Origin of the sequence: Antarcticibacterium flavum (genome assembly GCF_006159205.1) — a bacterium.
In the GTDB taxonomy this organism is placed as follows: Bacteria; Bacteroidota; Bacteroidia; order Flavobacteriales; family Flavobacteriaceae; genus Gillisia; species Gillisia flava.
The window spans coordinates 2,490,878-2,502,319 of sequence record NZ_CP040812.1 but is presented as its reverse complement, the minus strand read 5'-3'; the positions used below and the strand labels follow the sequence as shown (position 1 = coordinate 2,502,319).

General features: G+C 41.4%; 10 protein-coding genes. 4 read left to right on the top strand and 6 right to left on the bottom strand.

Features of this window, described 5'->3' with window-relative positions; translation table 11 throughout:
* Positions 1 to 19 precede the first annotated feature (19 nt).
* Together FHG64_RS10645 and mutY are read right to left on the bottom strand one after the other, a co-directional pair.
* Complete coding sequence (locus FHG64_RS10645; protein WP_139066387.1) at positions 20 to 532, bottom strand: single-stranded DNA-binding protein; 513 nt, start codon at positions 530 to 532, stop codon at positions 20 to 22.
* Between the two features lie 100 nt (positions 533 to 632).
* Positions 633 to 1,679, bottom strand: coding sequence for an A/G-specific adenine glycosylase (gene mutY, locus FHG64_RS10640; RefSeq protein WP_139066386.1), 1,047 nt, complete (start codon positions 1,677 to 1,679; stop codon positions 633 to 635).
* A 137-nt stretch (positions 1,680 to 1,816) separates the two neighbouring features.
* Here mutY and FHG64_RS10635 point away from each other — a divergent pair, with 137 nt between their 5' ends.
* The 4 genes from FHG64_RS10635 (at position 1,817) to FHG64_RS10620 (ending at position 7,193) form a co-directional block, all read left to right on the top strand.
* Complete coding sequence (locus tag FHG64_RS10635) at positions 1,817 to 2,107, top strand: HU family DNA-binding protein (protein WP_139066385.1); 291 nt, start codon at positions 1,817 to 1,819, stop codon at positions 2,105 to 2,107.
* Positions 2,108 to 2,398: 291 nt separating this feature from the next.
* Entirely contained in the window at positions 2,399 to 3,937 is a 1,539-nt protein-coding gene (locus tag FHG64_RS10630) for an Rne/Rng family ribonuclease (protein WP_139066384.1), read from the top strand.
* A 334-nt stretch (positions 3,938 to 4,271) separates the two neighbouring features.
* Positions 4,272 to 6,644, top strand: coding sequence for an alpha-L-rhamnosidase-related protein (locus FHG64_RS10625; protein ID WP_139066383.1), 2,373 nt, complete (start codon positions 4,272 to 4,274; stop codon positions 6,642 to 6,644).
* A gap of 66 nt (positions 6,645 to 6,710) precedes the next feature.
* Positions 6,711 to 7,193 carry a regulatory protein RecX gene (locus FHG64_RS10620; protein WP_139066382.1) on the top strand — a complete coding sequence of 161 codons (483 nt, stop codon included), beginning with the start codon at positions 6,711 to 6,713 and terminating at the stop codon, positions 7,191 to 7,193.
* On the opposite strand, the gene FHG64_RS10615 is transcribed toward FHG64_RS10620, so the two are convergent.
* The 4 genes from FHG64_RS10615 to FHG64_RS10600 all read right to left on the bottom strand — a co-directional run bounded on the left by FHG64_RS10615 (position 7,183) and on the right by FHG64_RS10600 (position 11,291).
* Positions 7,183 to 8,049, bottom strand: coding sequence for a cupin-like domain-containing protein (locus tag FHG64_RS10615; RefSeq protein ID WP_139066381.1), 867 nt, complete (start codon positions 8,047 to 8,049; stop codon positions 7,183 to 7,185). The genes FHG64_RS10620 and FHG64_RS10615 overlap by 11 nt on opposite strands.
* 8 nt (positions 8,050 to 8,057) lie before the next feature.
* Entirely contained in the window at positions 8,058 to 8,930 is an 873-nt protein-coding gene (locus FHG64_RS10610) for a cupin-like domain-containing protein (RefSeq protein WP_139066380.1), read from the bottom strand.
* An 18-nt stretch (positions 8,931 to 8,948) separates the two neighbouring features.
* Positions 8,949 to 10,040 carry a biotin synthase BioB gene (gene bioB, locus FHG64_RS10605; RefSeq protein WP_139066379.1) on the bottom strand — a complete coding sequence of 364 codons (1,092 nt, stop codon included), beginning with the start codon at positions 10,038 to 10,040 and terminating at the stop codon, positions 8,949 to 8,951.
* Positions 10,041 to 10,136: 96 nt separating this feature from the next.
* The gene (locus FHG64_RS10600) at positions 10,137 to 11,291 is read right to left on the bottom strand and encodes a beta-ketoacyl synthase N-terminal-like domain-containing protein (RefSeq protein ID WP_139066378.1); all 1,155 of its coding nucleotides are present in this window, start codon (positions 11,289 to 11,291) and stop codon (positions 10,137 to 10,139) included.
* Positions 11,292 to 11,442: the final 151 nt, after the last annotated feature.

Here is an 11,442-nt window from a genome sequence, read left to right as displayed (position 1 = left end):
GCTTATAATTTAGTTAAACTTAGAAGGGCAAATCATCTTCATCTTCATTGCCCATCGAATTACTGGCAAAAGTATCATTTTTTGCGGGGGATTGCTGCCTTGCAGCTCCCGGATTTTGAGATCCGGTTTCCTGTTGTTTATTACCCTGGGAGGAGCTGCCCTGTGAGGCATTTCCCTGGGAGGTTCCACTTCCCGGAGGAGGGGTAAGGAATGTAAAATCTGTACACTGTACCTCTACAGTGTATCTTTCCATCCCCTTGTCATCTGTCCATTTCCTGGTTTTAAGACGGCCTTCGATATAAACCTTATCGCCTTTCTTAAGGTATTTTTCACAAATCTCTGCAGCTTTGTTCCGTACCACAATATTGTGCCATTCTGTATTCTCAACCCGCTGCCCTGTAGCTTTATTTGTATAAACCTCGTTGGTTGCCAGGGGAAACCTGCCTATGGAATTACCACCTTCAAAATAATGCATTTTCACATCATCACCCGTGTGGCCTATAAGCATTACTTTATTGAGAGTTCCAGTCATAGTTGAAAAATTTAATCTGCTAAATTACAGCATTTTGTTTAATAATAATTTTAAAAATAGCTAAAAAATCCTCAGCAGGCATTAAGATAGGACAGAAATCTCAATATGTAAAATCATACTCCTTCAGGAAATTGGCTATAAGCACCGGTACAGGATACTCCTTTAATTGTTGAGCAGGAATTCCCTCCCCATCCAATTCCTTCTTTTCGATAAGCCAAAACCGGGTATAAAGATGTTGATGGGACAATTTATGAATGACAGGGCTTTCATTAAATAGGGTTATTTCCCGCACTTCCTTCCCCGCCATTTCCAGAAACCTGGAATCATTAAATATCTCCTCCGGCTTTAAAAGATCTTTTGTCTCTAATAAAGGGAATTGGAACAGGCCTTCCCATATCCCCCTGCCTTCACGTTGCTCCAATATGGTCTTGTTCTCTTCTGAAAGAAATACCAGGTAATTAAAATAGCGTTTCTTCACTTTGGCTTTTTTCAATTTCACCGGCAGATCCTTAATTTTTCCGGTCTTTAATGCAAGGCAACTTCCGGAGAATGGGCAGGTGTCGCAAAGAGGTTGTTGAGGCTTACATTGAATGGCACCAAATTCCATTATCGACTGGTTATGGTCCCCGGGATTCTCCCGGTCCAGAAGTTCCCGGGCAAGTGCTTTAAATTCCCTGATCCCTGCGGTACTATTAATAGGTGTATCAATTTTAAAATATCTGGCCAGGACGCGGTATACATTCCCATCTACCACGGCGACCGGTTCGTGGTAACAAATCGAGGCAATTGCACTTGCAGTATAATCCCCCACTCCCTTTAATTCTTTTAACCCCTTATAATTTAGAGGAAATACTCCGTCAAGTTCTTCTACTATATATTTTGCAGCTGTATGCAGGTTTCTGGCCCGGGAATAATAACCCAGTCCCTGCCAGTTTTTTAGAACATGCTCAAGAGGTGCGCTGGCAAGTTCAAAAACGTTAGGATAAGCATTAATAAATTTCAAATAATAAGGCAAACCTTGTTCGATTCGCGTTTGCTGAAGTATAATTTCACTAAGCCAAATGTGATATGGATCTTTTTTTTGCCTCCAGGGTAATTCCCGCTTATTCTTTAAATACCAAAAAATGAGGGTTTTAGCAAAATCCATGTATGCAGAAGTTTGTTTGCAAGTATAAATCTTTATTTGGTTACTATTTAATGAATTAGGATTGAAATATTGGAGATTTAATTCTTATATTTGCCCCCTTGAAAATTAAGAAACCCCAATTATAAAATAGTACGAAAATGACGAAAGCAGATATCGTAGCAAAAATTTCTGAAAAATTAGGAATGGAAAAAGGAGATGTTCAAGCTACTGTGGAAACATTCATGGAAGAAGTAAAAACATCTTTAGAAAGCGGTGATAATGTTTATTTAAGAGGATTTGGAAGCTTTGTGATCAAAACAAGAGCTGAAAAGACCGGAAGAAACATTTCAAAGAACACTACAATCAAGATCCCGGCACACAATATACCGGCATTTAAGCCTGCACGAGTATTTGTGGATGGTGTTAAGACTAACGTAGAAGTAAAATAAAACTCTCTTATAAGAGATAAGAAATAGAATACTAATTTAAAATCGACACTATGCCAAGTGGTAAGAAAAGAAAAAGACATAAGGTAGCTACTCACAAAAGAAAAAAGCGAAGCAGAGCTAACCGCCATAAGAAAAAGTAGTGCTCTCACTACTTTTTTTAGTACAAGACGTTCTTTGAAATTGAAACCTGGTTTACATTATTTAAGCCAAAGGTTTCTTCAGGCTTAAAAACCCTGTGATAAAAATATTGTTTAATCCATCCCGACTAAAGCGGGATAAAAATCTAATAGAGTGGACAAAGAATTGATTATAAGATCTGGTTCCTCTGCTGTAGATTTTGCCTTATTAAAAGATGGAAAACTTGTTGAACTAAACAAGGAAGAAGACGACAGTAATTTTGCCGTTGGTGATATATTTATTGCCAAGGTGCGAAAATCTGTTCCCGGGCTAAATGCCGCATTTGTAAATGTAGGCTATACCAAAGATGGTTTTTTACACTATCACGATCTGGGCCCTCAGGTCTCTTCATTGTTGAAATTCATAAAACGTGTAAGCACAGGTAAATTAAAAGATTATTCCTTACAGAATTTTACTTTTGAAAAGGATATTGATAAGGACGGTAGTATAACTGACGTTCTAAAATCAAATCAGTCGTTACTGGTACAGGTAATGAAAGAACCCATCTCCACCAAGGGTCCAAGGATAAGCTCAGAGCTTTCCCTGCCGGGCCGCTATATAGTGCTGGTTCCTTTTTCCAACCGCGTTTCTGTCTCTCAAAAGATAGAAAGCAAGGAAGAAAAGGACCGTCTAAAAAGATTGGTGAAGAGTATAAAACCAAAAGGTTTTGGGATCATTGTTCGTACAGTGGCAGAAGGCAAAAAAGTAGCAGAATTGGACAGAGATCTCCAGAATTTACTGGATCGCTGGACAGGCATGTGCAAAAAGCTGTATAAAGCGCCCCACCCCTCCAAGGTACTTGGAGAATTGAACAGGGCATCATCAATATTAAGAGATATCTTTAATGATACCTTTACATCCATATGGGTGGACGATGAAACGCTTTATTCACAAATCAAAGATTACGTGGCAGAGATTGCCCCGAACAAAGAGTCAATAGTAAAATTGTATCAATCAAACGTTCCCGTTTTTGAAAAATTTGGTATCGAAAGACAAATAAAAACTTCATTTGGCCGCACCGTTTCTATGAGTAAGGGTGCATATCTCATAATAGAGCATACTGAAGCCATGCACGTTATAGACGTGAACAGTGGCAACAGGTCCAACAAAGCAAAAAATCAGGAGGATACCGCATTGGAGGTGAACCTCATAAGTGCAACCGAAATTGCCCGCCAATTGCGATTACGCGATATGGGAGGTATCATTGTTATCGACTTCATAGACATGGGCAATCCTGACAACAGAAAGGCCCTCTACGATCACCTTAAAAATGAAATGAGCGATGATCGTGCAAAGCATAAGATCTTACCGCCAAGTAAGTTTGGCTTGATACAAATTACAAGACAACGAGTAAGGCCGGAAACTAATATCAAAACCCGGGAAGAAAACCCCAATGGTGATGGTGAAATTGAAGCACCAATCATTGTTATTGATAAAATAAAGACCGACCTGGAAAGGATCATTAAGAAGGATTATAAAAAGATCACCCTTAGTGCTCATCCATTTATTGCAGCCTTTTTAACAAGAGGCTTTCCATCGCCCCGCTCCCAATGGTTCTTTGACCATAAGCGCTGGGTAAAAATTTTACCAAGAGATGCTTACACGTACCTCGAATATCACTTCCACGATAAGAACGGGGAAGTAATAGAGTAAACAACATATATTGTTATAAACGCCTTTCATTTAATTGGGAGGCGTTTTTTTTTGTTTATAGATGTTAGTATTGAGAAGTGAGTATTGAAAAGTGAGATGTCTTTTTAAATAGAATCTGGACCGCTAACGCTTCTAGAGACTAGAGACTAGAGACTAGAAACTAGAAACTAGAGACTAGAGACCAGAGACTAGAATGTAAGGTTAATCCAGACAATCTACAATACTCTTCTGCCGGCCAGGAATTATATGGTGCTTGGGATTTGGAATTTTCGGTTTTGGGATTTGCTGCTTAAAATTTGTTCGTATCTTCCATTCATTTGAAAGACCTCCTCACATGAAATATTCCTTATTCTTTCTTTGTTTTTTCTTATACCTTAATGCTTATCCCCAGGAGGATATGTCTGTACTGTACAAAGACAGTCCTTCCATAGAGGGGACAGAAGCATATCTCTCTTCGCCGTATGTAACCGCGGGAAACCGAATTTATATGGTGGGGCATCAGGATGGTAGCTTTCCGGATCTGGGTTGGCATATCCCGGGAGAAATGGGAGGGATCTGGAACCATCCTATTAAATTGATGGATGGGTTTGAGGCGACTCTACGCATTGGCGATGGTAGTTATGCCTTAAATAATGCCACTAAATTCATCAATTATCCTACTGCAAATCGGCACATCTTTGATGTAAAGAAAGGCCTCGAGGTAGAACGGTGGCAATTTGTCCCGGACAATACCGAAGGAATTGTAGTCCAGTTTATTTTACACAATAACTCCGCAGATAAAATAGATCTTAATTTTTCTTTTCTGGGCAATGTGGATCTCCGTCCCACCTGGTTGGGCGAGGAAACCAATATGATAAACGCCAGAGACACCATCTGGTTCCTTAAGGAGCAAAACGCTGTTATGGCCAAAGACGTTAAAAACCCTTGGTTTGCATTATATGGTAGCCATTTGAACGTTAAGGAAATCCCTAAGCAGACCAGCTCCTCTGCGGCTGGAGAATTGAAGTATGCACTCCAAATCCCTGCAGGAGAAAAAGAAATCATTAATTTCTTCCTCACCGGCTCCTACACCTCTGCAGATGCAGCAATAGCAACCTTCAATTCCCTGAAGGAAAATTACGCTGCACTTATTAAAGAAAAACAGGAACGGTATCAAAAGCTGGAAGAAAGATCACGCCTTCGCATTCCTGATAAAAAAATGCAGCAAACCTTTGAGTGGCTCAAATATAACAGCGACTGGCTGGTGCGCACCGTTCCTCAAATTGGCAGCGGGATAGGTGCGGGATTACCAGATTATCCCTGGTGGTTCGGCGTGGACAGCGAGTATGCTCTGCAAGGTTATATGGCGGTTGGACAGGTGGAGCCGGTGTATAACACAATTAAACTTTTGGACAGCGTATCCAATGCTGTAAACGGCAATGGCCGGATCATTCATGAAATGTCTACCAACGGTTATGTTTTCAATAAAGGAAATATCAATGAAACCCCTCAATTCGCCTCTCTTATCTGGGAGATCTATAAATGGAATGGGGACCGCGAATTTTTGCAAAAATATTATCCCACTATAGAAAAAGGACTGGACTGGCTGCTTACAGAAAAAGATGAGAACAAGAACCTGTTTCCTGATGGCTTCGGAATGATGGAAATCCACGGACTTGACAGCGAAATGATAGATGTGGCTGCCTATACCCAAAAAGCCTTTGCAGACGCCTCTAAAATGGCTGCTGAACTGGATAAAACACCTGCTTCAAAACAATATGACAGTATCGCCGGTTTACTGAAAGAGAAAATAAGAACCCAATTCTGGTCTGAAGATCATAACTCCTTTGCCGATTTCATTGGAACAGATGAACAGGCCCTAAGGCTAATAGAAGATGCCATTGTAAGAGCAGATACTCTCCATAAACCCTGGGCGGTAAAAGAGCTCCAACAAACAAGGAAATTTATAGAGGAAAACCCTTCCATAGAGGCCAAGCCTTTCGTGTTACATCACAACTGGGTAGTGAACACTCCTATGGAGATGAAGATCGCAGATACCACGCAGGCAAGAAAGGCGCTCTCCACTGCAGAGAAATTCGTAAACCCCTTTGGGGTCTTTGTAACCGGAATAGACCGGGATTCCCTTGCGGGCACAGATGAAGGTTCTTTTAAAGGCAGCAAAGCCTTTTCCTATACCGGAGCCGTTATGACCTTACCTACAGGAGTGCAGGCAATAGCTGAAAACAACTACGGAAATCCTGATAAGGCCCTGGATTACCTGCAGCGAATGACAAGGAGCTTTAGCTATGCCCTGCCGGGAAGTATGTACGAGGTTAGCCCCGATTACGGGATGGTGGTACAGGCCTGGAACATCTACAGCTTTGCAGTACCAATTATAAAACAGTTCTTTGGAGTAGATCCCAAGGCTTCTGAAAAAAGGGTGACTATCACTCCACTTATGCCCTCTTCCTGGGATGAGGCCTCGCTTGAAAATGTTCATATTGCAGAAAATGAATTGGATATTTTTTATACCAAAAAAGAAGGCAGGCTGAACATTGAGATTCTTCAGAAGGATCCTACCTGGACCCTGGTGCTCGAACTTCCTGAAGCATCCTTTCCCGGAATAAACATTCTGGATTCCACAGTCCCTTCAGAAGAAAGTAAAAATGCCAAAAGATTTACATCCAAAGGGAATAAACTGGTAATTCAGGCAAGTTATCCTCAATAGGAAATTTCAGTATTTTACACGCATTAGGCTTGACGCTCTCTTGAGGAAATATTTATCTTTGAATAGATGAAATCAAACCAGGACCAAAAATCCTACACCGTAAAAGAGGCTACCATCAAACTTATGCAATACTGTGCATACAGAGACAGGTCGCATAAGGAGGTGGAAGAAAAATTACGCGAAATGCGAATGATCCCGGCTGCACAGGAACAGATCATCATACAGCTTATGCAGGAAGATTTTCTAAACGAGGAACGCTTTGCCAGGAATTTCGTGCGGGGAAAATTCCGGATAAAAAAATGGGGAAGGATCAAAATAAAGCAGGAGCTAAAGGCAAGGGAGATATCCGCCCCCATTATAAAATTAGCTTTTAGTGAAATCGAAGAAAAGGATTATCAAAAGACCTTATACGAAGTCGCAGAGAAAAAACTCCGACTCATAAAAGAAAGTGATCCATTTAAGAAGAGAAAAAAACTAGCCGATTTTTTGCTTCGGAAGGGTTACGAATCAAATTTCGTTTATGAAGCGGTGAGCAGTCTTATACCTTAATTTTATTCTTCTTGTGGGTTTTCACAATTGCCTGCTCATTCTTGTAATCTATCCACTTTTGACCCCTCAACTTTCTCATATAATTATCAAAATACCGCATAAAGGCAAGGTTGTAAACCGCTTTGGATAAATTAGTAAGGGTTCGTGGTGCTGCACGCAGGCTCATTGAAAACCCCGGGGTGAGATATGTCATTTGGTGCCAGTAACCTTCAGGCATATAAAGGGCTTCCCCGTGTTTTAATTCAGTTATATAACCCTCTGCCATCTTAAGGGCTGGGAACTTGTTGTAGTCGGGACTGTTAAAGTTGATATCCTGGCGGGAGATCAAAGCATGTGGAACTTTATAGAGAAACCTGGTTTGTGAAGGTGCAAAGAGGATACATTCCTTTTTGCCATGAAAATGAAAATGAAAAATATTGGCAAAATCTATGTCGTAATGCATAAAAACGGTAGAGTTCTCCCCTCCAAAGAACAACATTGGCAGTTGTTTAATAAAGTTGAGACCAATCTTAGGATAGAAAAAATCCTTTTGAAGCGCCGGCACCTCCTTCATTAGATGATAAAGGAAAATGCGGTACTTGGTAGGCTTTGATCTTAAAAGATCAATATAATCTGCCATCTTCATTTTAAGATGTGGCTCGTTGAATTTATATTTAGAGCTTATTGGCCGGTCATCGTACAAAGGCACTTCCTTCTCTCCCGCGATCTCTTTGATATAATCCAGATCCCACTTCTTATAAGCAGGCCAGTCCTCGATAAGCTCCTCTATAACCACGGGTTTTTGGGGCCTATAGTACTTCTCAATAAAGTCGGCCTTTGAAATTTTCTTTTCCCTTGGAATTTCAGCTAATTTCATTCTATCATTTATTTGTCAATTCCTGCAAATTTATGGGTGCTTTGGATTGCCCTTTTATTCTTATAATCTATCCACGCCTGCCCTTTGATCTTCCTCATTAAATTATCATAGTTCCTGGTAACTATCAAGTTATTAAGTACCTCCAGGATCTTTCCAGGGGTGGTGGGAAGCGAACGCAAAGTTAAGGATAAACAGGGAGTTTCGTATTTAATAAAATGCCACCATTTGCTGGGAATATACAGGGCATCTCCATGCTCCAGTATGACTTCATAGCCTTTTGCCAATGCCAGTGCAGGGTATTTTTCTAGATCGGGGTTATCCATATCTATGATCTCCATACTTACTATGGAGTACGGGACCTTGTAAAGATATTTTGTCTGATCCGGCGGATAAAGGATCACCTTCTTTCTCCCCGCAAAATTAAAATGAAAATTATTTGCCAGGTCCATATCGTAATGCATAACAACCTTAGCGCCTTCTCCACCCACAAATAGCACCGGAAGTTTTTTAAAGAATTTCACTCCCAGGTCCGGATAATGGAAATCTTCAACAAGTTCAGGACAATTCTGCAGTAGATTAAAAAAGAACATTCTAAGATCTGTAGGACCTGCCTGAAGGATGTCTATATATTCCTTCATCTTCACCTTCATTGCAGGGCCGTGAGAATTCTGTCTGCCTTTGGCTGGCTTTCCGTCATAGAGAGGTACTACAATCTCACCGGCTTTTTCCCGAAAATAGTCAAAATTCCACTTTTCCGTTGCAGGCCAGCCTGCACTTAGATCTTCAAATACCACAGGTTTCCCGGGTTTAAGATATTCCTCCCGGAATTGTGCCCCGCTTATACCTTTTACCCGTGGGATAGATGCTAAATTCAGTTTCACGGTAGAGGATCTATTAAATTATAGCTTGGCCTTGGCTTTCTTTTGAGCTTCAAGGTTCTTTTCAATTGTATGGCCGGGACGGGACCAGCGTGGTTTTTCTCCGAGGTTTTGAAATTTAGAATCCTTTGCTGCCACAGATTCCGGCTGTGCTTTCTTCACAAATGGTTTCTGCGGATTTAATCCCAGTTCTTTGAACATTTCCATATCCTCATTCACATCAGGGTTCGGTGTGGTGAGGAGCTTATCCCCGGCAAAAATAGAATTTGCTCCGGCAAAGAAGCACATTGCCTGTCCTTCCCTGCTCATTTGCGCTCTCCCGGCAGAAAGTCTTACCTGGGTCTCCGGCATTACGATCCTGGTGGTCGCTACCATACGAACCATCTCCCAAATAGAAACCGGTTGTTGTTCTTCCATTGGAGTTCCCTCAACAGGAACCAAAGCATTGATAGGTACCGACTCCGGTTGCGGATTCAAAGTAGCCAAAGCAACCAGCATTCCTGCCCTGTCATCAATGCTCTCACCCATTCCTATAATACCCCCGCTACATACGGTCACATTGGTCTTCCTTACATTCCCTATAGTATCCAACCTGTCCTGGTAACCTCTGGTTGAGATCACCTCTTTATAATACTCTTCACTGGAGTCAAGGTTGTGGTTATAAGCGTACAATCCAGCCTCTGCCAAACGCTGGGCCTGGTTCTCTGTGATCATCCCAAGGGTACAACAAACCTCCATTTCGAGTTTATTGATAGTACGCACCATTTCCAGTACAGAGTCAAATTCCTCCCCATCCTTTACGTTTCTCCAGGCTGCTCCCATACATACCCTGGAACTACCGGAAGCCTTTGCACGTAAAGCCTGAGCTTTAACCTGGTTAACACTCATAAGATCATTTCCCTCAATATTGGTATGATATCTTGCTGCCTGTGGGCAATACCCGCAATCCTCAGGACATCCTCCTGTTTTTATGGAAAGCAGTGTTGAAACCTGTACCGTGTTTGGATCATGATGCTCCCTGTGAACCTTAGCTGCTTCATAAAGCAGGTCCATAAAAGGTTTATTATAGATCTCAAGTATTTCTTCCTTTGTCCAGTTGTGTCTAAGAGTCATTTAAAAAAGTATTTATTATCAAAAATAGCTAAAACAAAACGTTCCTTTATATTTCAGCTTAAAAGATTTTTATTGGGTCTTCCTCAAAATTTGAAATTAAAATTCCCTGCTCAGCAAAATGCTCACTGCATTTCCTCCAAATCCAACGGCATTTACCAGGATCTTTTCCAGCTTATTTGGTTTATTAAAGTCATTTACGAAAGGGATCCCGATGAATTCCTGATGCTCCATCATTAATAGCGCAAGTTCTAAACTCAGTATCCCTGAGGCGCCAAAACTATGGCCTATTTTCCACTTATTGCTGGTTAATGCCGGCAATTGTTTTCCAAAGAGGGACCTTATAGCATTGAATTCGGCCATATCCCCTTTCACTGTGCCCGGGGCGTGCATTACAATTGCATCAACATTTGAAAGCTGCTGGTTTCCCACCGCCATTTTCATTGATTTCTGAAGACAATCTGCATTGGCAGAAAGGGATACTGCGTGTTTTAATTTTTCTGTAGCGAAACCTATCCCTTCAATTCTTGCCAGTGGTGTTCGGGGGCTTTTCGATAAACCAAGCACGCCCGCTGCTTCTCCCAGGATCATAGTGTTCCTTGTTTTTTCAAGGTCCAGGGCCCTGCAGGGAAAATCGGCATCTTGTGAGGCATAGATCTTCATTGCCTTCATCTGGGCAATAGTAAAGGGGGTAAGTGCAGCCTCGCTCCCTCCCACCAGAAATTTCTCTGCCATTCCTGCCTGTAGCCAGGCTACGGCATTTAAAATAGCGTGTAAACCGGTAGAGCAGGTCACACTATGGGAAATTTCAGGCCCGCTGGATTGCAGGTCCTGCGCCACCCATGAAGATATATTTCCAAGGGTTGTAGCAGGAGATGCCAGGACTTCAGCTTTCCCGCTTTCTAAAAAGGAGCGATGGTATTTTTCAAACAATCCAGTTGCTCCCCTGGAACTGCCAATGTTAATCCCAATATTTTCCTTTTTATTCCAGCCATTTTCCCCGGCCAATTTTCGAGAGGCATAAACGGCAAAAAGGACGGTCTCGTCCACGTTCTTTAACTCATCTTCCTGTCTTAAACTTATAACCTTCTGCTTAAGCCAGGTTGGAAGAAAACCTGCATATTCCCCGGCGCCGTTAAAATTGGCTTTTGTAATAAAATGGCTGGAAGACTTGTAATTATTCCATATCCCTTTCCTCTCCTCACCAAGGGGCGAAATGGTGGAAATAGAATTTATATAAATGGGATTATTCAAATTTGTTTTTTCAGCAAAAATAAGGGCTAAGTTGGGTTATGCTAAGAAACATATCTTAAATTTTGATTATTTATTTTCAGCAAAAAACCCGTACACGAATACGGCTATTCTACATAGAATTTTTGAATGTTCCGTTGCTGATAAACAAAAC

Coding starts and splice junctions, on each gene's coding strand:
- FHG64_RS10620 (WP_139066382.1), top strand. CDS start 6,711: ATGAAATCAAACCAGGACCAAAAATCCTACACCGTAAAAGAGGCTACC.
- FHG64_RS10615 (WP_139066381.1), bottom strand. CDS start 8,049: ATGAAATTAGCTGAAATTCCAAGGGAAAAGAAAATTTCAAAGGCCGAC.
- FHG64_RS10635 (WP_139066385.1), top strand. CDS start 1,817: ATGACGAAAGCAGATATCGTAGCAAAAATTTCTGAAAAATTAGGAATG.
- FHG64_RS10625 (WP_139066383.1), top strand. CDS start 4,272: ATGAAATATTCCTTATTCTTTCTTTGTTTTTTCTTATACCTTAATGCT.
- FHG64_RS10645 (WP_139066387.1), bottom strand. CDS start 532: ATGACTGGAACTCTCAATAAAGTAATGCTTATAGGCCACACGGGTGAT.
- mutY (WP_139066386.1), bottom strand. CDS start 1,679: ATGGATTTTGCTAAAACCCTCATTTTTTGGTATTTAAAGAATAAGCGG.
- bioB (WP_139066379.1), bottom strand. CDS start 10,040: ATGACTCTTAGACACAACTGGACAAAGGAAGAAATACTTGAGATCTAT.